Below are 21,713 nucleotides of genomic sequence, written 5' to 3'. Positions count from 1 at the left end.
TCAAGCGTAGCTTTCGATCGACGGGCAGGCGCAGACCAGGTTGCGGTCGCCGAACACGTTGTCGACCCGGCCCACGGGCGGCCAGTACTTGCCTTCGATCAACGACGCCACCGGGTACACCGCCTGTTCGCGGCTGTAAGGGTGGGTCCACTCACCGACGAGTTCCGCCGCGGTATGCGGGGCGTTCTTCAGTGGGTTGTCGTCTTTGTCCAGGCTGCCGTTTTCCACTGCGCGGATTTCTTCGCGGATGCAGATCATGGCGTCGCAGAAGCGGTCCAGTTCTTCCTTGGATTCGCTTTCGGTCGGTTCGATCATCAGCGTGCCCGCCACCGGGAACGACATGGTCGGGGCGTGGAAACCGAAGTCGATCAGGCGCTTGGCCACGTCATCGACACTGATGCCGCTGCTGTCCTTGAGCGGGCGCAAATCGAGGATGCACTCGTGGGCCACCAGGCCGTTGCTGCCGGAGTAGAGCACCGGGTAGTGCTCTTCCAGGCGACGGGCGATGTAGTTGGCGTTGAGGATCGCCAGTTGCGAAGCGCGCTTGAGGCCCGCGCCGCCCATCATGCGAATGTACATCCAGGTGATCGGCAGGATGCTCGCGCTGCCGAATGGCGCCGCGCACACCGCGCCTTCCTTGCGTTCCATGTTCGCGTGGCCTGGCAGGAAAGGCGCCAGGTGCGACTTGACGCCAATCGGGCCGACGCCCGGGCCGCCACCACCGTGAGGGATGCAGAAGGTCTTGTGCAGGTTCAGGTGCGACACGTCGCCGCCGAACTTGCCCGGCGCGCAGAGGCCGACCATGGCGTTCATGTTGGCGCCGTCGATGTACACCTGGCCGCCGTTGTCATGAATGATGCCGCAGATTTCACGGATGCCTTCTTCGAACACACCGTGGGTGGACGGGTAGGTGATCATCAGCGCCGCGAGGTGTTCGCGGTGCTCGATGGCCTTGGCCCGCAGGTCTTCGATGTCGACGTTGCCACGGGCATCGCAGGCGGTCACGACCACGCGCATGCCGGCCATGTTGGCGGTGGCCGGGTTGGTGCCATGGGCCGAAGACGGGATCAGGCAGATGTCGCGACGGTCTTCGCCACGGCTCTGGTGGTAAGCGCGGATTGCCAGCAGGCCGGCGTATTCACCTTGGGAGCCGGCGTTGGGTTGCAGCGAAACGGCGTCGTAGCCGGTGGCTGCGCAGAGCATGGCCTCCAGCTCGTCGGTCAGTTGCTGGTAGCCAGCGCTCTGCTCGGCCGGTGCGAACGGGTGCAGGGCGCCGAACTCGGCCCAGGTCACCGGGATCATTTCGCTGGCGGCGTTGAGTTTCATGGTGCAGGAACCCAGCGGGATCATGGTGCGATCCAGGGCCAGGTCCTTGTCGGCGAGTTTGCGCAGGTAACGCATCAGCTCGGTTTCGGAGTGGTAGCGGTTGAACACCGGGTGGCTGAGGATCGCCGATTGGCGCACCAGTTCGGCCGGGATACGGCTTTGCACGCTGGCGGCCAGGGCCGCGAAGTCCGGCAGGGCCTTGCCGTCGGCCAACAGGTTCCACAGTGCTTCGACGTCAGCCTGGCTGGTGGTCTCGTCCAGGGACAGGCCCAGGCGTTCAGCGTCCACCACACGCAGGTTGATGCGCTGTGCGCGGGCCTTGTCGTGCAGGGCTGCGGTTTGCGCGCCGGTGCGCAAGGTCAGGGTGTCGAAGAAGCTCTCTTGCTCGACGCTCAGCCCTAGCGCGCCCAGGCCTTTGGCGAGGATTGCGGTCAGGTGGTGGATGCGATTGGCAATTTGCACCAGGCCCTTGGGACCGTGGTACACGGCGTACATACTGGCGATGTTGGCCAGCAGCACCTGGGCGGTGCAGATGTTGCTCGTGGCTTTCTCGCGGCGGATGTGTTGCTCGCGGGTCTGCATCGCCAGGCGCAGGGCCGGCTTGCCGAAACGGTCCACGGAAACGCCGACCAGACGGCCCGGCATGTCGCGCTTGAAGGCGTCCTTGGTGGAGAAATAGGCCGCGTGCGGGCCACCGAAACCCAGGGGCACGCCAAAGCGCTGGGCACTGCCGATGGCGACGTCGGCGCCGAATTCACCCGGCGGGGTCAGCAGCGTCAGGGCCAGCAGGTCGGCGGCAACGGCCACCAAGGCGTTGGCGGTGTGGAAGCGTTCGGTCAGTTCGCGGTAGTCGAACAGGTCGCCGTTGCTGGCCGGGTATTGCAGCAGCGCGCCAAAGAAGCCGCTGACGTCGCTCAGTTCGCGCTCATCGCCCACCACCACGTCGATGCCCAGGGGCTCGGCACGGGTGCGCAGCACGTCGAGGGTTTGCGGGTGGCTGTGCACGGAGGCGAAGAACGCGTTGCTGCCCTTGTTCTTGCTCAGGCGCTTGCAGAAGGTCATGGCTTCGGCGGCGGCGGTGGCTTCGTCGAGCAAGGACGCGTTGGCGATCGGCAGACCGGTGAGGTCGCTGATCAGGGTCTGGAAGTTCAGCAATGCTTCGAGACGGCCCTGGGAAATTTCTGGCTGATACGGGGTGTAGGCGGTGTACCAGGCTGGGTTTTCCAGCAGGTTGCGCAGGATCGGTGTCGGCGTGTGGCAGTTGTAGTAGCCCTGGCCGATGTAGGTCTTGAACAGCTGGTTCTTGGCGGCAATGGCTTTGATCGAGGCCAGTGCGTCGGCTTCGCTCTGGCCGTCGCCCATGTCCAGCACGCTGGTGCCCTTGATGCTTTCCGGGATGACGCTGGCGCTCAGGCCTTCCAGGGAGTCGTAGCCCAGGCGCTCGAGCATGGCCTGCTCGTCGCTGGAACGCGGGCCGATATGGCGGGCGATGAATTCGTTGGCGGTGCCGAGATTAACGGTCATGGTGCGCTCCTCAGGCTTCGGCGTTGGCTTTGATCAGGCGATCGTAGGCGTCTTGATCCAACAGCTTAGCCACTGCGCCGGCGTCGGTCGGTTTAAAGCGGAAGAACCAGCCTTCGCCCAACGGATCTTCGTTGACCAGTTCCGGGCTGGCGTCGAGTTTGTCGTTCACTTCGAGCACTTCACCGTCCAGGGGCATGTACACGCCGCTGGCGGCCTTGACCGACTCCACGGTGGAGGCTTCGGCGCCCTTGGCGTAGGACTGCAATTCGGGCAGTTGCACGAAAACCACGTCGCCCAATGCGTTCTGCGCGAAAGCGGTAATGCCTACGGTGACGCTGCCGTCGGCTTCGGCGCGCAGCCATTCGTGATCTTCAGTGAAACGCAACTCGCTCATGGAAACTCCTGGGGCCAGATTCGTCTGGTGGACGCGAAGGAAAGGCGCGGGGCTTGGCCCGGCCCGATGCCAATACCCATAGCAAGAATGCGGCCAATCTCGATAAGTGCTTATGGATCAATGATTTGAAGGGGTTCGGTGTGATGTGGGCTACCTGTGCTGTAGCGAAATCGCTACAGCGATGCGCCTGGAAAAAAATATTGTGGGATCAAAGCCTTATATGACGCAGTTTACCGCTCGCTGTATCGATATCGTTCCGCTGTAGCGCTTTCAGTACAGATGGAGGTCGTTTTTGGCGCGATTTCGACCACAACTCAGAATCCTGTGGGAGCGGGCTTGCTCGCGATAGCAGTGTGTCAGTCAACCTATGGCTGACTGGGCTACCGTCATCGCGAGCAAGCTCGCTCCCACAAGGGGATTGCGGTGGGCTTATGGCTTGTTGGAAATCCCGTACTTGCGCAACCGATGGGCGATCGCGGTGTGGGAGGTCTGCAGGCGGCTGGCCAACTGGCGGGTGGAGGGGTAGTTGGCATAGAGGCTTTCGAGCAGGTGCTTCTCGAAGGTTTCCACGGCCTGTTCCAGGCTTTCGACTTCCACATCGCCCTGGCGCGCCACGGAGGTGCCGGCGATGTCCAGGTCGCCGATGTCCACCAGGCTGCTTTCGCAGATGGCGGCGGCGCGGAAGATCACGTTCTGCAATTGCCGCACGTTGCCCGGCCAGCGGTTGCCCAGCAGTGCCGGGTACGTGCCGGGGGCCAGGCGGCAGACCGGGCGCTGGATCTGCGCGCAGGCCTGCTGCATGAAATAACGCGCCAGCAGCAGGATGTCCTGGCCGCGCTCCCGCAGCGGCGGGACTTCGACATTGAGCACGTTCAGGCGATAGAACAGGTCTTCACGGAACGAGCCCTCGCTGACCATTTTCTCCAGGTTGCGGTGGGTGGCGCTGAGGATCCGCACGTTGACCTTGATTTCCCGATCGCCGCCTACGCGGCGGAAGCTGCCATCGTTCAAGAAACGCAGCAGCTTGGCCTGCAGGTACGGCGACATCTCACCGATTTCATCGAGGAATACCGTGCCCTGGTTCGCCAGCTCCATCAGCCCTGGCTTGCCGCCCCGTTGCGCTCCGGTGAAGGCGCCGGGGGCGTAGCCGAACAGTTCGCTTTCCGCCAGGTTCTCCGGCAGCGCGGCGCAGTTCAGGGCCAGGAAGGGGGCGCTGTGACGGGCGCTGATGGCGTGGCAAGCCCGGGCCACCAGTTCCTTGCCGGTGCCGGTTTCACCCTGGATCAGCAGTGGAGCATCCAGGGCCGCGACCCGCTGGGCCCGAGCCTTGAGGGTGCGGATCGCCGGGGACTCGCCCAGCAGCGCGTCGAAACCTTCGGCGTGGTCGTGATGCAGGGCCGACAGGCGTTCACCGATGCGATTGGGCTGATACAGCGTCAGCAACGCGCCGGCATCGGTGATGGGGGTGGCGTCCAGCAGCAAGGTCTGGCCGTTGAGGGTGACCTCCCGCAACGGCAGGCGGAAACCGTTTTCCAGCAAAGCACCGAGCAATGCCTCGTCACTGAACACCTCTCCCACGCTTTCCCCGGCCGGTTCACGACCGTACAGGGCGATCAGCGCCGGGTTGGCCAGCAATACCTTGCCGACGCTGTCCAGGGCCAGCACCGGGTCGGTCATGGCGGCGAGCAAGGCATCGAGCTGCAAGTGCCGACGCTGGCCCGGCAGGATGTCCACCACGGTGACCGCCTGCACGCCGTGCACGCTGAACAGCGCCTCGCGCAACTCGTCGAGCACTTGCGGGCTGAGGGTCGGGGCGTCGATGTAGACGTTGGGCGGCACCATTTCCACCGCATCCAGATTGAGATTGCGCCCACCGAGCAAGGCCAGGACTTCCTGGGTGATGCCGACGCGGTCGATGAAACTGACGTGGATACGCATGGGGCGATGGGTTCTGGAACTCGGAGGGCCGCAAGTATGCCTTGGGGCGGGCTAATGGTGAAATCCTGGTCATACACCGATCTCCATTGTGGGAGCGAGCTTGCTCGCGATAGCGGTGTATCAGTCAATAAAAGGGTGGCTGACACCCCGCTATCGCGAGCAAGCTCGCTCCCACACAGGCGTTCACAAGTGGCAGCTACAACCCCACATCCCACTCCGGCGTCTCGGGAAACTTCAGCACCAGGAAATCCAGCAGGCTGCGCAGCGCCGACGGCATGTGCTTGCGTGAGGCATACACCGCGTACATGTTCATCCGGCGTGGTTCGGCGTGGGGCAGCAGGCGGATCAGTTCGCCGTTCTTGATGTGGGCGCCGGCCTGGTAGCTGGGCAGCATCGCCACGCCCGCGCCGGCTATCGTGGATTGAAGCAAGGTGCTGGCTTCGTTGGCGCTGATATTGCCTTGCACCGGCACCGAGACCTGTTCGCCGTCCTGCTCGAAATGCCACAGGCTCTTGCCGACGTAGGAGTGGGTCAGGCAGTTGTGCCGGCTCAAGTCTTCCACGCGCAGCGGTGTCGGGTGCTCGCGCAGATACCGCGGCGAGGCGCAGATCACCGAGCGGCAGACGGTAAGGCGGCGGGCGATCAGGTTCGGGTCCAGGTCGTTGCTCATGCGGATCGCCAGGTCGATGCGTTCGTCCACCAGGTTCACGGTACGGTCGAGCATCTGAAGGTCGACGCTCACCCCAGGGTAGCGCTTGACGTATTCGACCATGGCGCTCGCCAGTTGGGCCTGGCCGAACGAGGTGCTGGCACTGATGCGCAACATGCCCCGTGGTGCGTCGTCCGGGGCGCTGACGGCGGCTTGCATGTCGCCGGACAGCTCCAGCATCTGTCGGCAGCGCGGCAGGATCTCGGAGCCTGCGGCCGTCAGGCTCAGCTTGCGGGTGGTGCGGTGCATCAGCCGGGCGCCGACCCAGTCTTCCAGCTCCGCCAGATACCGCGACACCACCGGCCGCGACAGGTCCAGATGCTCGGCCGCCGCCGACTGGCTGCCCAGGTCGACCACTGTGACGAAAACGCGCATTGCTTGTAGACGATCCATGATTTGCCCGATTTCAGAAACAAACTATGTCCCAGCATCGCATTTTTTGTAATGAGTGAGGCAACTAAGCTCCGTTTCATTCCCTTGCGGGCCTTTGAACGACGGAGCACTTCGTGAAAACTTTTTCCCCCATCAAGCGCCTGCTGCTGACCACTGCGGCCCTGGCCTTCACCGCCCAGGGCTGGGCCGCCGACTTGACGCTTGACGTCTATAACCCTGGCGCGGCGGCCATTTTTCCGGTGACTTCGGTATTGGTCAGTGGTGAAAAGGAAGCCATTCTCGTCGACGCTCAGTTCGGCAAATCTCAGGCCGAGCAGGTCGTCGAGAAGATTCGCGCCAGTGGCAAGCAGCTGACCACCATTTACATCAGCCACGGCGATCCAGACTACTATTTCGGTCTGGAAACACTGATTGCCGCATTTCCCGAGGCCAAGGTCCTGGCGTCCGCGCCGACCGTCGAGCACATCAAGCACACCATGGAGGGCAAGCTGAACTATTGGGGGCCGATCCTGAAAACCGATGCACCGGCCAAGGCCATCGTGCCCCAGGTACTCAAGGGCGACAGCCTGACCCTGGAAGGCCAGCGCTTGCAGGTCGTCGGCCTCGATGGTCCGCAGCCGGACCGCAGTTTCGTGTGGATTCCATCGATCAAGGCAGTGGTCGGCGGGGTCGTGGTGGCCGAGAACATCCATGTGTGGATGGCCGATACCCAGACGCCGCAGTCTCACAAGGATTGGCTGGCGACGCTGGATAACATCGAAAAGCTGCAACCGGCCACTGTGATCCCTGGCCATTACTTGGGTGAAAGCGCCCGCTCCCTGGCTCCGGTGCGCTTCACCGCCGGTTACATCAAGGCCTTCGATGAAGAAACCGCCAAGGCCAAGGATTCCGCTGCACTGATCGCCGCCATGAAACAACGCTACCCGAACCTGGGCGAAGACAGTTCCCTGGAGCTCAGTGCCAAGGTGGCAAAGGGCGAGATGAAGTGGTGAATACCGATCTGTGATCGGAGCACCGTTGTGGCGAGGGGATTTATCCCCGCTGGGCCGCGAAGCGATCCTAAGAAGGCTGACCCAGTTACATCAGACCTGTGGCATGTGATGCATTAGGGGACTGCTTCGCAGTCCAGCGGGGATAAATCCCCTCGCCACAAGAGCGTGTATTTCAACATCGCTAATCACTGGAGAACACCATGAGCAAAATCGCAATCATCGGCGCCACCGGGCGTGCAGGCAGCCAATTGTTGGAAGAAGCCGTGCGCCGGGGTCATAGCGTGACGGCCATTGCCCGCAACACCGCGAAAATCGGCAAAAGGGCGGGGGTGGTCAGCAAGCAGTTGGACGTCTTGGACAGCGAGGCGCTGATCGCCGCCATCGACGGGCATGAAGTGGTGATCAGTGCCGCGCACTTTGCCAGCGTGCCGGCCGACAAGGTCATCGCACCGCTGAAAGCCGCTGGGGTCAAGCGCCTGCTGGTGGTTGGCGGGGCCGGGTCGTTGCTGTTGCCGGATAACAGCCGTGTGATCGACAGCGAGGGCTTCCCGGAGGAATACCTGGCCGAAGCCAGCGCCGGTGCATTGTTCCTGGATGTGCTGCGCAAGGAGCAGGATCTGGACTGGACCTTCCTCTCGCCTTCTGCGGAATTCGTCGAAACCGAGCGCACCGGTCAGTTCCGTGTCGGCAAGGATCACCTGCTGTTCGACGCTGACGGACGTAGCTGGATCAGCTTTGCCGACTACGCCATCGCGATGATCGATGAAGTGGAAACGCCGCAGTTTTCGCGGACGCGGTTCACCGTCGGGTATTGATCGGGCGCTGTCCGCTGCCTCGGTTTGATCGCCGCAGGCATCTGTGGGGTAATCGTAGTATCTGTAGTCACCGATGAAATTGTGGGAGCGGGCTTGCTCGCGAATGCGCTGTGTCAGCCAAGTAAATGTCGACTGACACGCCGCCTTCGCGAGCAAGCCCGCTCCCACATGGGTCTCACAGTTTAACCGTGAACCCTCACCCAGACGCTGACCAGCACCGTCGCCGCCATCAGCCAGGCGACGGTTGCCACGGCCAATGAAGCTTCGAGGCGCAGGCGGTCGAGCATCACGTACAGCGTTGCGAGATACACGAAGTACGGAATGATCGACCACATGCCAAACACGATGGTGGTCTTCAGGTCGTCCACCGAGCGGCCCTTGCCGACGATGTAATGGGCGATCAGGGCGAAGGTGGGGAACAGCGGCACCAGCCCGGCGATGTAGTAATTCCGGGTCTTGGCCAGCATGGCCAGGATGACCACCACGGCTGCACCCAGCGCCGCCTTGAATATCAGGTCCACAGGTTCACGTCCCCGGTCAGTGGCTCAAGCCATATTTTTTGACTTTGTCGAACAGCGTGGTCTTGGCCATGCCCAGTTCCTGGCTGGCCTGGGTCAGGTTGCCGCCGCTGCGTTGCAGGGCGTCCGCCAACAGGTTGCGCTCGAAGGCTTCCACCGCTTCGGCGAACGCCAGGCCCTGGCTGCCGCCGCTGGCGCCGGAACGCTTGAACGCCGGCAGGCCCAGGGCGTAGCGCTCGGCGACATTGCGCAGCTCGCGCACGTTGCCCGGCCAGTCGTGGCTCATCAGGTTCGACAGGGTCTGGTTGTCCAGTTCCGGCACCGTGCGGTCGAAGCGCAGGGACGACTGCTGGAGGAAATGCTCGAACAGTTGCAGGATGTCTTCGCGCCGCTCACGCAGGGGCGGCAGCTCCAGGGTCACCACGTTGAGGCGGTAATACAAGTCGCTGCGGAACTGGCCGGACCGGCCCATTTCGTCCAGGTCGGACTTGGTGGCAGCGATCACCCGGCAATCCACGGCCACGCTCTGGTTCGACCCCAGGCGCTCCAGGGTGCGCTCCTGCAACACGCGCAGCAGCTTGATCTGCAGGGGCAGGGGCATGCTCTCCACTTCATCGAGAAACAGCGTGCCGCCATCGGCGTGCTCGATCTTGCCGATCCGGCGTTTGCCGGCACCGGTGAAGGCATTGGCCTCGTGGCCGAAAATCTCGCTTTCGAACAGGTTCTCCGGCAGGCCGCCGCAGTTCAGCGCGACGAACGGCTTGTCGTGGCGCCGACTGAAATCATGCAGGCAGCGGGCGACGAGCTCCTTGCCGGTGCCGGTTTCACCTTCGATCAAGACGTTGGCCGACGTGTCGGCGACGTTGGCGATCAGCGCGCGCAGATGTTGCATGGCCGGCGAGCGACCAATGATCCGGCCCTCCAGGGAATCGCGTTCGGCCAATTGCCGACGCAGCGAAGACACCTCACGGGCCAGGCTGCGCTGCTCCAGTGCGCGGCGGGCGACGTCCACCAGGCGCTCAGGGGAGAAGGGTTTTTCCATGAAGTCATAGGCGCCTTTTTGCATGGCGCCCACTGCCATGGAAATGTCGCCGTGGCCGGTGATCAGCACCACCGGCAGGCTTCGGTCTCGCGCCTTGAGGCGGGTCAGCAGTTCCAGGCCGTCGATGCCCGGCAGGCGAATGTCGCTGATGACGATACCGGCAAAGTTATCGTCGACTCGCTCCAGGGCTTCTTCGGCGCTGCCCACGCCGATGCAGGGAATGTCTTCCAGGCTCAAGGCCTGCTGGCAGCCCAGCAGGACGTGGGGATCGTCTTCGACGATCAGTACGCTCAGGTCGTGGTTCATAGCGGCTCGGCAGGTGAAAGGCGGACCAACGGTAGATTGAGGACAAACGTGGTGCCACGTTCAGGCGGGTACTCGACACCCAGGTGTCCACCCGCGGCGGCGGCCAGGCTTGCCGAAAGCGTCAGGCCCAGGCCCAGGCCCTGTTCGCCAGGCTTGGTGGTGAAGAACGGTTCGAACAAATGCTTGCGGGCTTCAGGATCGATGCCGTGACCATTGTCCCGCACCCGCAGGCGATATTTACCATCGGCGGCCTGGCCTTCGAGCCACAGTTTCGGCTCGGGTTGTGTCTGCATGGCGTCCAGGGCATTGCCGATCAGGTTCACCAGGATCTGCTCCAGGCGGGTCTGGTCGATGTGCAACTGCACGTCCTCGAAACCGCTATGGATCTGGATGTCGAGGTTCTCCAGGCGGGCGCCCAGCAATTGCAGCGCGGCCTCGACGGCCTTGCCCAGGCTCGCCTGGCCCTGGTCATCGCCGCGTCGGGCAAAGGCACGCAGGCTGGCGGTGATCCGGCCCATGCGGTCGATCAATTCGTTGATGGTCTTGAGGTTGGTGCTGGCGATGTCCAGTTGGCCGCGCTCCAGGAAACGCACGGTGTTGCCCGACAAGGTGCGCAGCGCCGCCAGCGGCTGGTTGAGTTCATGGGCGATGCTGGTGGACATCTGGCCGATGGCCGCCAGTTTGCCGGCCTGGACCAGTTCGTCCTGGGCCCGGCGCAAGGTCTCTTCGGCCTGGCGTCGCTCGCGGATCTGACCCTTGAGTCGTTCGTTGCTGGCGCGCAGGTCGGTGGTGCGTTCGGTAATCCGACGCTCGAGCTGGTTGTTGGCTTCCTGCAAGGCTTCCCGGGCCGCAAGGCGGGTGGCGATGACCTTGCGCCGTTCGTTCCAGGCGATCAGCAGGAACGCCACCAGGGCGAAAGCCACGGCCACCAGGATGCCTTGGTTGATCGCCTGGCGACGCAGGTCTTCAAGGGGGGTCAGCAGGGTGAAATTCCACGGGGTATCGCTCAAGGGCCGGGTCTGGGACAAGTAGCTGATGGCGCGCTCGTCGGACACCAGTTCGGTGTTGGCCGGGAACGTCAGCTTCTCCATGCCTTCGGCCAGACGTTCCCGGGCCAGGGGCACCAGCTCATTGAGCGGGAACCAGTAATATTGCAGGCTACGGGCCAGGCGTTCCTTGGTCTCGTCGCTCAGGGGACGTACCGACTTGAGCCGTCGCGCCGGGTCGCTGGACAGGATGATGATGCCATTCTCGTCGCTGACGAACGCCTCCAGCCGCGCTCGCTGCCAGCGTTCCTCCATGGCTTCCAGACGCACCTTGACCACGGCGACGCCGATGATCTTGCCCTGTTGCTCCAGGCCATGGGCCAGGTAGTAGCCGGGTTCGCCATTGGTGCTGCCGATGCCGTAGAACCGTCCCGGCTGGCCGCGTACGGCGTTCTGGAAATAAGCACGGAAGGACAGGTCTTCGCCCAGGTAACTGTCGACATCGCGCCAGTTGCTGGTGGCCATGACCCGGCCGGTGGTGTCCATGACGTAGATGGCCCGGCTGCGGCTGCGGCGGTTCAGGCCTTCAAGGTATTCGTTGACGGTCTTGCGATGCTCGGGCGTCGGGTCGTCGAGCAGTTGCGAGACACTCGATTCAAGCTCCAGCAGGCTGGGCAGGTAGGTGTACTTGCTGATCTCGCTCTCGACCGCGCGGGCGTGCAGCTCCAACTGGCGTTCGCCATTCTCGGCGAGGCCACGCACGCCATAGTGCTCGCTGATCCAGAAGCCGAGGTAACCCAGGCCGATCATCAGGGCAATGATCAGCGGCGGCAGGAACAGATGGCGGATCAGACGGGGTTTCACGGCGAGTGATGGCGGCGCGGCGCGATAAAGGATGGGGTCGCATTTCATCACAGAAGCCTTGGGTCAACCACAACACAAATCTACAAGCCAACACTGGATCCTTGTGGGAGCGAGCTTGCTCGCGATGACTGCTTACCGGCCGACAATAATGTTGGCTGACAGTCTGCTATCGCGAGCAAGCTCGCTCCCACAGGATTGGAGCGGTGTTTTTAGTGCTGCAGGATTTTCTCGAGGAAATGCTGCGCGCGTTCGGAGCGGGCGCTGATGTCGCCGAAGAACTCTTCTTTCTTGCAGTCTTCGATGATCTGGCCCTGGTCCATGAAGATCACCCGGTTCGCCACTTTGCGAGCGAAGCCCATTTCGTGGGTCACGCACATCATGGTCATGCCTTCGTGGGCCAGTTGCACCATCACGTCGAGTACTTCGTTGACCATTTCCGGGTCAAGGGCCGAGGTCGGTTCGTCGAACAGCATCACCACCGGGTCCATCGCCAGCGCACGGGCAATCGCCACGCGCTGTTGCTGGCCACCGGAGAGCTGGCCTGGGTGCTTGTGGGCGTGGGCCGAAAGACCGACCCGCTCAAGCAGTTGCAGGCCTTTCTTGGTGGCTTCTTCCTTGCTGCGGCCCAGCACCTTGATCTGCGCGATGGTCAGGTTCTCGGTGATGGTCAGGTGCGGGAACAGTTCGAAATGCTGGAACACCATGCCCACGCGCGAACGCAGTTTCGGCAGGTTGGTCTTCGGGTCGGCGATGGACGTGCCGTCGACCACGATGTCGCCTTTCTGGAACGGCTCCAGGGCGTTCACGCACTTGATCAGCGTGGACTTGCCCGACCCCGAGGGGCCGCACACCACCACAACCTCACCCTTGCTGACCTCGGTGCTGCAATTGGTCAGTACCTGGAAGTCCCCATACCACTTGTTGATGTTCTTGATAGAGATCATACGGCGAACCTTTTTTGCAGACGCTTGACCAGCAGCGAGGCGGCAAAGCTGATTGTGAAGTACACGAGACCTGCGATGATCAGGAACTCATTGGAGCGGCCGATGATGTCGCCATTGGCTCGCGAAGCATTGAGGAAGTCCACCAGGCCGACCGTGTAGACCAGCGAGGTGTCCTGAAACAGGATGATGCTCTGTTGCAGCAGCAGCGGGGTCATCTTGCGAAACGCCTGGGGCAGGATGATCAGGCGCATGGTCTGGCCATAATTCATGCCCAGCGCCTGTGCCGCGCCCATCTGGCCCTTGGGGATCGACTGCACGCCGGCCCGCACGATTTCGCAGAAGTACGCTGCCTCGAACATCATGAACGCCACGACGCAGGAGCCGAACGCACCGATTGGCGTGTCTTCGCCGGTGATCCAGCGCAACACGAACGGTACCGCCAGGTAGAACCAGGTGATGACCAGCAGCAGCGGAATCGAACGGAAATAGTTGACGTAGGCGCCGGCGATATTGGAGATCAGCTTGTTGTGGGACAGGCGCATCAGCGCCAGGATCGTCCCCAGGATGATCCCGCCGACGACACCCAGGGCCATCAGCTTGAGGGTCATCACCATGCCGTTCCACAAGCCGGGAATGGCCGGGATGATGCCAGTGAAGTCGAATTCCATTATTTGCCCCCCACGGAGATCAGGCCGGGCACTGCGACTTTCTTCTCGATCATGCGCATGAGCAACATCAGGCTCATGTTCAGGGTGAAGTAGATCAGCGTCGCCAGGGTAAAGGCTTCGAACAGGTTGGCGGAGAACTCGGCGGTCTGCTTGGTCTGCGCGAGCAGTTCCATCAGGCCGATCAGCGAGGCCACGGAGGAGTTCTTGAAGACGTTGAGGAATTCCGAGGTAAGCGGCGGAATGATGATCCGGTAGGCCTGGGGCAGCAGCACGTTCCAGTAGATCTGCGGCAGCTTGAAGCCCATGGCGCGGGCGGCAGATTCCTGGCCGCGCGGCAGGGCCTGGATACCGGTGCGCACCTGTTCGCAGACCCGGGCGGCGGTAAACAGGCCCAGGCACACGACGACGCTCAGGTAGGCCGAGGTGGTCGGGTTCAGGTCCTGTTTGTACCACTCCTGCATGTCGGCGGGCAGCAGGTCCGGCACCAGGAAATACCAGATGAACAGCTGAACCAGCAGCGGTACGTTACGGAAAAGCTCCACGTAGCAGGTGGCGATACCCGACACCAGTCGGTTCGGCACGGTACGCATCACACCCAGGATCGAACCCAGCAGCAGGGCAATGATCCAGGCGACGACGGCGATGGCGATGGTCCAGCCCAGGCCGGCCACGTACCAGTCGAGATAAGTCTCGCTGCCCACGCCGGTGGACTTGAAGAACACGCCCCAGTCCCAGTTGTAATTCATTAGGGTCTCCCCTCAGATCGTTCGATATACAAATGCCCGCCTGGGGAAACTCCGTTCCCGCCCGGCTTGGGGGCCAGGCACACGCGATCGGCTCGACAGCCACCGGTTCGAGTGTTTCCAGATTTGCCAGCAGGGAGTGACCATCCCCTGAAAGGGTCGGGCCCCTTCAGGAGATAAGGTTAGTCAGAAATCAGGATTTCTTTTCGTCAGCCGCTTTGTCGGTCGGTGTGGCGATCAACTTCTTGAGCTCTTCGCTCATCGGGAAGTTGAGGTTCAGGCCTTTTGGCGGGATAGGCTGCATGAACCACTTTTCGTAGATCTTGTTGATCTCGCCCGAAGCGTAGGTGGCCTTGATGGCGTCATCGACAGCCTTTTTGAATGGCTCGTCGCCCTTGCGCATCATGCAGCCATAGATTTCGTAGGACTGTGGGGTGCCGGTCACGGCCCAGTCATCGGCTTTCTTGGCCTTGGCGGCTTCGCCGGCCAGCAGGGCGTCGTCCATCATGAACGCGACGGCACGACCCGACTCCAGCATCTGGAAGGATTCGCCATGGTCCTTGGCGGAGATGACGTTCATGCCCATCTGCTTGTCGGCGTTCATCGCCTTGAGAATGCGCTCGGACGTGGTGCCGGCGGTGGTCACGACGTTCTTGCCCTTGAGGTCGTCGAAATCCTTGTACTTGGAGTCTTTCTTGGAGAGCAGGCGGGTGCCGATCTCGAAGATGCCAACGGAGAAGTCAACCTGTTGCTGACGCTCGACGTTGTTGGTGGTGGAGCCACACTCCAGGTCCACGGTACCGTTCTGTACCAGTGGGATACGGGTCTGCGAGGTGACCAGGTTGTACTTGACCTGCAGGTTGGGCAGGTCCAGGTCTTTTTTCAGTGCTTCGACGACTTTCATCTGGATATCGTGGGAGTAGCCCACCGGTTTGCCGGAAGCGTCCGCGATGTAGGAAAACGGAATGGAAGCGTCGCGATGGCCAAGCGTGACAACGCCGGACTCTTTGATCTTTTTCAGTGTGCCGGTCAGTTCGGCTGCGAAAACCGGAGTGCTGATCAGAGCGGCAGCCATGGCTGCGCCCAGGAGATGGGGAACGATACGCATCGATGTTTCCTCGACATTGTTTTTTTTATTTCGGCCGGTTCGTCGGCCCTGAGTACTTCGAGATGCCTGGCAGCTCCTGTTGTGTCGGCGTACAGGCATTCGTCTCCAGAAGTGTAGAGCATGACTCGTGCCAGGCCAGGCGCGCGCTTGTAAGCTGTTGTTTTTAAAAGAAGTTAATGTTTTGTTTCAGGTTTTATGTGATCTGATTTGTCCGGTTAGCCGAACTGACTGGCGGGTCTTGTTCGGAAAACCGAATGCCCTGAGGCCGCATTAATCCATTGTGGGAGCGAGCTTGCTCGCGAATGCGGTGTGCCAGTCATATAGATGTTGAATGTGCAGGCGTCATCGCGAGCAAGCTCGCTCCCACAGGGGGGGGCGGTGGTGTATCGCAGAATGCAAAAAGCCCCTGAATCGAGGATTCAGGGGCTTTAGGTTCAGCGGGCTATCGTTCAGGCCGCTTCGATCTTGCGGCGGTTATGCTCGACCTTATCCAGGTACTGCTGCAGTTTCTCCTGCTCGAGCGCGGTGGTGAACAAGCCCAGCTTGCTGCGGCGCCAGAGGATGTCTTGGGCATCGATGGCCCATTCGTCGCTGCACAGATAATCGACTTCGCGGGTGTAGAGGCCTGCGCCGAGGTGGTCACCCAGGTCGCCCAAGTCATGCACGCCCTCGAGCATGCGCCAGGTACGGCTGCCATAGGTGGTGGCCCAGCGGCGGGCGATGTCGGTTGGCAGCCAGTCGAACTTGTCGCGCAACGCCGAGCACAGCGCTTGCGGGGTGGTCATGTTTTCGCCGCCGGGGAGCGCCTCTACGGCGGTCCAGCTCCCGCGCATTTGCGTGAAGTAGGGGGCCAATTGTGCCATGGCCGATTCGGCCAGTTTGCGATAAGTGGTCAGCTTTCCGCCGAACACCGACAGCAACGGGGCTTCTTCGCCGCTGCTTGACAGCGCCAGGGTGTAGTCACGGGTCACGGCCGATGGATTGTCGGACTCGTCGTTGCACAGCGGACGGACACCGGAATAGCTGTGCAGGATGTCGTCGCGGCTGATCTGTTTCTTGAAGTGAGCGTTGACCACCTTCAGCAGGTAATCGGTTTCGCCTTCGGTGATGGTTACTTTGGCCGGGTCACCGGTGTATTCACGATCGGTGGTGCCGATCAGGGTGAACTGGTTCAGGTAGGGGATAGTGAACACGATGCGCTGGTCTTCGTTTTGCAGAATGTGCGCATGCTCGCCTTCATAGAGTTTCGGCACGATCAGGTGGCTGCCCTGGATCAGACGGATGCCGTAAGGCGATTCCATCTTCAGGTCGTCGCGAATGAACTTGGCCACCCATGGACCGGCAGCGTTCACCAGCGCCTTGGCGCGAATCGAAAACAGGCTGCCGTCGGCCCGCTCCAGGTGCAGGTGCCACAGCCCCTTGCTGCGACGGGCGTTCACGCAACGGGTGCGCGTGTGGATGTGGGCGCCTTTTTCACGGGCGGCCATGGCGTTGAGCACAACCAGCCGGGCGTCATCGACCCAGCAGTCGGAGTATTCGAAGCCTTGGGTGATCTCGCTTTTCAGTGCGCTGTCGGCACCGAATTTCAGGCTCTTGGAGCCAGCGAGCTGCTCACGTTTGCCCAGGTGATCGTAGAGGAACAGGCCGGCGCGAATCATCCAGGCGGGGCGCAGGTGCGGGCGGTGGGGCAGCACGAAGCGCATTTGCTTGACGATGTGCGGGGCCTTGGTCAGCAGCACTTCGCGTTCGGCCAGCGCTTCGCGCACCAGGCGGAATTCATAATGTTCAAGGTAGCGCAGGCCGCCATGGATCAGCTTGCTGCTGGCCGACGAGGTGTGGCTGGCCAGGTCGTCCTTTTCGCAAAGGAACACCGAAAGATCGCGACCGGCAGCATCTGCGGCAATCCCCACGCCATTGATACCGCCACCAATGACAGCGACGTCATAGATCTCGGCGAGAGGGGGCGTAGGCAAGGTAGAAGTGGGCATCGGCTGGCCTCGGGCTCTTTTCGTAATATTTGAATTCGAACATAAATGTTCATTTGCGAAAATACTAGCCCATAAAGACGGCAACAGCCAGTCAACTTCGATTGAAAATACTGATCAAGGGAAGCTGAAAGGAAAATTTTCGAACATAAAAATAACGGTCAAGGCGCGGCGTGCACTTGTGGCGAGGGGATTTATCTCCGCTGGCTTGCGAAGCAAGCCTAAACCCGGCGATTCGGTGTCTCAGGCAAGCTGAATGACTGAAGGGGGCTGCTGCGCAGCCCAACGGGGATAAATCCCCTCGCCACAGGGTCTTGCAGGGAAAGTCAGACCACTTCCAGCCGAATCTTGTGCTGGTTCAGCAGTTGCACCAGGGCCGGCACGGGTTGCAGGTCGGTCACCAGGCAGTCGATCAGGCTGATGGGGCCCAGGCGGACCATGGCGTTGCGCCCGAACTTGCTGGAATCCGCCGCCAACAACACTTGTCGGGCGTTGGCGATGATGGCTTGGGAAACCCGCACTTCCTGGTAGTCGAAGTCCAGCAGGCTCCCGTCTTCGTCGATCCCGCTGATGCCTACCAAGGCGAAGTCGACCTTGAACTGGTTGATGAAGTCGACGCTGGCCTGGCCCACCACGCCGCCGTCACGCCGTACGTTGCCGCCGGCGATCAGGACTTCGAAGTCGTCCTTGGCGCTGAGGATCGAAGCCACGTGCAGGTTGTTGGTGATGACCTTCAAGTGGTTGTGATTGAGCAGCGCCCGGGCGATGGATTCGGTGGTAGTACCGATGTTGATGAACAGCGAGGCGTGGTCGGGAATCTGGGTGGCGATGGCCTCGGCAATGCGTTGCTTTTCGTCGCGCATCTGGTCGGCGCGCATGGCGTAGGCGGTGTTTTCCACGCTTGAATCGTAGGCGGCGCCGCCGTGATAGCGACGCAGCAGGTTCACTTCCGCCAGTTGATTGATGTCGCGGCGGATGGTTTGTGGGGTGACGACGAATAACTGCGCCATTTCCTCGATGCTGACATAGCCGCGTTCGCGGACCAGTTCGAGAATTTGCTGCTGGCGGGGAGGCAGATTCATGGGGCTTCCTTTGGGCTGCCATACAAAATTTGCCCATGATGCCGCAGGAATCCACTCCCGACCAGTTGCAGAACTTTATCGGGCCTTATTCGGCGTCTTCGTGGGGCTCCCAATCGCGGGTGCGGCTGACCGCCTTCTGCCAGCCGGCGTAGAGCTTTTCTTTCGCCAGCTCGTCCAGTTGCGGTTCGAATTCGCGCTCGATCACTGCTTTGCCGCGCAGTTCTTCCAGGCTGCCCCAGAAACCGCACGCCAGGCCGGCCAGGTACGCCGCCCCCAAGGCTGTGGTTTCGCGCATTTTCGGCCGCTCGACCCGGGTACCGAGGATGTCGGCCTGGAACTGCATCAGGAAGTTGTTCGCCACCGCCCCACCGTCGACGCGCAGGGCCCTGAGGCGTTCTCCCGAGTCCTGCTGCATGGCGTCGAGTACGTCGCGGGTCTGGTAGGCAATCGACTCCAGCGCTGCGCGAATGATGTGATCGACCCTTACGCCGCGGGTCAGGCCAAACAGCGCGCCACGGGCGTAGGGGTCCCAATACGGTGCCCCCAGGCCGGTGAAGGCGGGCACCAGGTACACGCCGTTGCTGTCCTTGACCTTGTTGGCAAAGTATTCGGTGTCCAGGGCGTCGTTGACGATCTTCAGTTCATCGCGCAGCCATTGGACCGTGGACCCGCCATTGAACACCGCGCCTTCGAGGGCGTAGGCGACTTCGCCGCGGGGTCCGCAACCGATGGTGGTGAGCATGCCGTGATTGGACTTGACCGCCTTGCTCCCGGTGTTCATCAACAGGAAACAACCAGTGCCGTAGGTGTTCTTCGCTTGGCCCGGCTCCACGCACATCTGACCGAAGAGGGCGGCCTGCTGGTCGCCGGCAATGCCACCGATGGCAATGCCGCTCTTGGTGCGGCCGTAGATCTCCGAGGACGACTTCACCTGCGGGAGCATTTCCCGTGGGATGTCGAGGATCTCGAGCATCTTCGCATCCCACTCCAGCGTGTGGATGTTGAAGAGCAGGGTGCGCGAGGCGTTGGTGTAGTCGGTGACATGGACCTTGCCGCCGGTGAATTTCCAGATCAACCAGCTGTCGACGGTGCCGAACAGCAGTTCACCGTTGCGCGCGCGCTCGCGGCTGCCTTCGACGTTGTCCAGGATCCATTTGAGCTTGGTGCCGGAGAAGTACGGGTCGGTGACCAGGCCGGTGGTCTGGCTGATGTATTGCTCGTGGCCGTCGCGCTTGAGCTGCTGGCAGATCTCGGTACTGCGACGGCACTGCCACACGACGGCGTTATAGATCGGCCGGCCGGTGGTCTTGTCCCAGACCACGGTGGTTTCCCGTTGGTTGGTGATGCCGATGGCGGCCACCTGGTCATGGTGCAGGCCGGCCTGGGCGAGGGCTTCGACCATGACCGCGCTCTGGGTGGCGAAGATTTCCATCGGATCGTGTTCGACCCAGCCTGCCTGTGGGTAATGCTGGGCGAATTCGCGCTGGGCGGTGCAGACCACGTTGGCGTCACGGTCGAAGATGATCGCCCGCGAGCTGGTCGTACCCTGGTCGAGGGCAATGATGTAGTTCTTGTTCTGGATATCGGTCATGTCGATTGCCTTGGGACTTGATAGGGAAGAAGCCACGGTGCAGGCTCGGTGGCAGACGCCTGCGCCGACTGTTTCAGGATGTTCTGGGCTTGCCGTCAATGGCCGGTCTTGCATCCTTTGTAGCCGTTATGGCGCTGGGCAGGTGGCGGGCAATCAACCCGCGATAGGCCGCAGCACCGAGGCATGCACCCACGATCGGCGCAAAAATCGGAACCAGGAAGTACGGGATGTCGCGTCCGCCCGTGAGGGAAATTTCACCCCAGCCTGCGAAGAAAGTCATCAGTTTAGGACCGAAGTCCCGCGCCGGGTTCATCGCAAAGCCTGTCAGCGGCCCCATGGAGCTGCCGATCACGGCAATCAGCAGGCCAATGAGCAGCGGCGCCAGCGGGCCACGGGGCAAACCATTGTTGTCATCGGTCAGGGACATGATCACCCCCATCAGGATGGCGGTGATGATCGCTTCCACGAGGAAGGCTTGGCCAGTGGACAGTGCCGCGTGCGGGTAGGTGGAGAACACCGAGGCCAGTTCGAGGCTCATCTCGGTGCCGCGAACCATGTGCCGGGATTGTTCGAAATCGAAGAATAGATTGCTGTACAGCGTGTAGACCAGGAGGGCGCCGCAGAAAGCGCCGGTCACTTGGGACGCTATATAGAAAGGCAGCTTGCGTTTCTCGAAGTCGGTGAACAGGCACAGGGCGATGCTGACGGCGGGGTTGAGGTGGGCGCCGGAAATGCCTGCGCTCAGATAGATCGCCATGCTGACGCCGACGCCCCAGATGAGGCTGATTTCCCACAAACCGAAACTCGCCCCCGCGACCTTGAGCGCCGCGACGCAACCGGTGCCGAAAAAGATCAGCAGGCCCGTTCCCAGGAATTCGGCCAGGCATTGGCTGGACAGGGACGGCTGTTGTAAAGCAATAGTCATTCAAACCTCGGTTTTTGTTGTTTTGCAGCGCATTCGGGACAACACGATTGCGCGATTTCCACCGAGGCAGGATCCCCATCCTGATCTCGGGTTGCTGTCTGAGACATGTAATGTGGCTTTCAGTTTCGAAAAAATATAGACAAGAAACGCTGGTGTCAAAGGTCGAAAGTGAACCATTGGTCACATTTCAACTATTCGTGCTGTGAATGACGCTGCCCCAGGAGGGCGACACCGGTACGGGACGTGCAGCCGCAAAGCCTTTTCACAGGCGATGGCTTAGAATCCGCTCACTCTTTTTTGATTTCCTTATCAGGAGCGGCCATGACACCCGCGTTGGATCTGCTTAAGAAAGTGCGCGCCGAACATCGTATCCACAGTTATGAACACGATCCCAAAGCGGCGTCCTACGGCCTGGAAGCGGCGGAAAAGCTCGGGCTGGATCCGGCGCAGGTGTTCAAGACGCTGTTGGCGGCCAGTGAAAAAGGTGAGCTGTTGGTGGCGGTAGTGCCTGTGGCCGGGAGCCTGGATTTGAAAGGGCTGGCCCATGCCGCCGGGGTGAAAAAAGCCGAGATGGCCGACCCGGCCGCCGCGCAGCGTTCGACTGGTTATTTGCTCGGTGGTATCAGCCCGCTGGGGCAGAAGAAGCGTTTGCGCACGTTTATCGACAGTTCCGCACAGCCGCTCGTCAGCATGTTTGTCAGTGCGGGGCGGCGAGGGTTGGAAGTCGAGTTGGCGCCTTCGGTATTGAAGGAGCACACCGGGGCGACCTTTGCTGATATTGGACGGGCTTGATAGCAGGGCGGCGGCTGCGCAGCCAAGTGGGAGCAGCACCCTCGCCATGGAGGGCAAGCTTGAACTTG

At 61.6% G+C, this 21,713-nt stretch carries 18 protein-coding genes; 3 read left to right on the top strand and 15 right to left on the bottom strand.

The window, feature by feature from the left end:
- From gcvP to ACMTA2_RS25880, 4 genes are all read right to left on the bottom strand, one after another.
- Entirely contained in the window at positions 1–2,850 is a 2,850-nt protein-coding gene (gene gcvP / locus ACMTA2_RS25895; protein WP_413792351.1) for an aminomethyl-transferring glycine dehydrogenase, read from the bottom strand.
- A 10-nt stretch (positions 2,851–2,860) separates the two neighbouring features.
- A complete protein-coding gene (gcvH, locus tag ACMTA2_RS25890) occupies positions 2,861–3,244 on the bottom strand; it encodes a glycine cleavage system protein GcvH (RefSeq protein ID WP_413792350.1) in 384 nt (127 codons plus the stop codon).
- Positions 3,245–3,673: 429 nt separating this feature from the next.
- Positions 3,674–5,182 (bottom strand): sigma-54-dependent transcriptional regulator, encoded by a 1,509-nt coding sequence (locus ACMTA2_RS25885; protein ID WP_413792349.1) that lies wholly within the window; start codon positions 5,180–5,182, stop codon positions 3,674–3,676.
- A gap of 196 nt (positions 5,183–5,378) precedes the next feature.
- Complete coding sequence (locus ACMTA2_RS25880; RefSeq protein WP_413792348.1) at positions 5,379–6,284, bottom strand: LysR family transcriptional regulator; 906 nt, start codon at positions 6,282–6,284, stop codon at positions 5,379–5,381.
- Positions 6,285–6,397: 113 nt separating this feature from the next.
- Between ACMTA2_RS25880 and ACMTA2_RS25875 the strand changes: the two genes are divergently transcribed.
- Positions 6,398–7,276, top strand: coding sequence for an MBL fold metallo-hydrolase (locus ACMTA2_RS25875; RefSeq protein WP_413792347.1), 879 nt, complete (start codon positions 6,398–6,400; stop codon positions 7,274–7,276).
- A gap of 200 nt (positions 7,277–7,476) precedes the next feature.
- Entirely contained in the window at positions 7,477–8,091 is a 615-nt protein-coding gene (locus ACMTA2_RS25870) for an NAD(P)-dependent oxidoreductase (RefSeq protein ID WP_413792346.1), read from the top strand.
- A 182-nt stretch (positions 8,092–8,273) separates the two neighbouring features.
- On the opposite strand, the gene ACMTA2_RS25865 is transcribed toward ACMTA2_RS25870, so the two are convergent.
- The 11 genes from ACMTA2_RS25865 to ACMTA2_RS25815 all read right to left on the bottom strand — a co-directional run bounded on the left by ACMTA2_RS25865 (position 8,274) and on the right by ACMTA2_RS25815 (position 20,853).
- Positions 8,274–8,603: a GlpM family protein gene (locus tag ACMTA2_RS25865; protein ID WP_413795721.1), complete on the bottom strand. Its 330-nt coding sequence runs from the start codon at positions 8,601–8,603 to the stop codon at positions 8,274–8,276.
- Positions 8,604–8,628: 25 nt separating this feature from the next.
- Positions 8,629–9,957, bottom strand: coding sequence for a two-component response regulator AauR (aauR, locus tag ACMTA2_RS25860; protein WP_413792345.1), 1,329 nt, complete (start codon positions 9,955–9,957; stop codon positions 8,629–8,631).
- A complete protein-coding gene (gene aauS, locus ACMTA2_RS25855; RefSeq protein WP_413792344.1) occupies positions 9,954–11,855 on the bottom strand; it encodes a two-component sensor histidine kinase AauS in 1,902 nt (633 codons plus the stop codon). The genes aauR and aauS overlap by 4 nt, the downstream gene beginning before the upstream one ends.
- Positions 11,856–12,016: 161 nt before the next feature.
- Entirely contained in the window at positions 12,017–12,751 is a 735-nt protein-coding gene (locus ACMTA2_RS25850) for an amino acid ABC transporter ATP-binding protein (protein ID WP_003204983.1), read from the bottom strand.
- Entirely contained in the window at positions 12,748–13,419 is a 672-nt protein-coding gene (locus tag ACMTA2_RS25845; protein ID WP_413792343.1) for an amino acid ABC transporter permease, read from the bottom strand. Before ACMTA2_RS25845 ends, ACMTA2_RS25850 begins: the two co-directional genes overlap by 4 nt.
- Positions 13,419–14,165: an amino acid ABC transporter permease gene (locus ACMTA2_RS25840; protein WP_413792342.1), complete on the bottom strand. Its 747-nt coding sequence runs from the start codon at positions 14,163–14,165 to the stop codon at positions 13,419–13,421. Before ACMTA2_RS25840 ends, ACMTA2_RS25845 begins: the two co-directional genes overlap by 1 nt.
- Before the next feature lie 190 nt (positions 14,166–14,355).
- Entirely contained in the window at positions 14,356–15,270 is a 915-nt protein-coding gene (locus ACMTA2_RS25835; protein WP_413792341.1) for a glutamate/aspartate ABC transporter substrate-binding protein, read from the bottom strand.
- A gap of 449 nt (positions 15,271–15,719) precedes the next feature.
- Positions 15,720–17,258 carry a glycerol-3-phosphate dehydrogenase gene (gene glpD / locus ACMTA2_RS25830; protein WP_413792340.1) on the bottom strand — a complete coding sequence of 513 codons (1,539 nt, stop codon included), beginning with the start codon at positions 17,256–17,258 and terminating at the stop codon, positions 15,720–15,722.
- 323 nt (positions 17,259–17,581) lie between these two features.
- A complete protein-coding gene (locus tag ACMTA2_RS25825; protein ID WP_413792339.1) occupies positions 17,582–18,337 on the bottom strand; it encodes a DeoR/GlpR family transcriptional regulator in 756 nt (251 codons plus the stop codon).
- An 85-nt stretch (positions 18,338–18,422) separates the two neighbouring features.
- Positions 18,423–19,928 (bottom strand): glycerol kinase GlpK, encoded by a 1,506-nt coding sequence (gene glpK / locus ACMTA2_RS25820; protein ID WP_413792338.1) that lies wholly within the window; start codon positions 19,926–19,928, stop codon positions 18,423–18,425.
- 73 nt (positions 19,929–20,001) lie between these two features.
- Positions 20,002–20,853: an MIP/aquaporin family protein gene (locus ACMTA2_RS25815; RefSeq protein WP_413792337.1), complete on the bottom strand. Its 852-nt coding sequence runs from the start codon at positions 20,851–20,853 to the stop codon at positions 20,002–20,004.
- Positions 20,854–21,174: 321 nt separating this feature from the next.
- Here ACMTA2_RS25815 and ybaK point away from each other — a divergent pair, with 321 nt between their 5' ends.
- Positions 21,175–21,645, top strand: a complete 471-nt coding sequence (gene ybaK, locus ACMTA2_RS25810; RefSeq protein WP_413792336.1) for a Cys-tRNA(Pro) deacylase — start codon at positions 21,175–21,177, stop codon at positions 21,643–21,645.
- The last annotated feature ends 68 nt before the right edge of the window (positions 21,646–21,713 follow it).

It is taken from the genome of Pseudomonas medicaginis (assembly GCF_965119365.1).
In the GTDB taxonomy this organism is placed as follows: domain Bacteria; phylum Pseudomonadota; class Gammaproteobacteria; order Pseudomonadales; family Pseudomonadaceae; genus Aquipseudomonas.
Note: the sequence above shows the minus strand (reverse complement) of the source record. Positions and strands in the feature narration are given on the sequence as shown.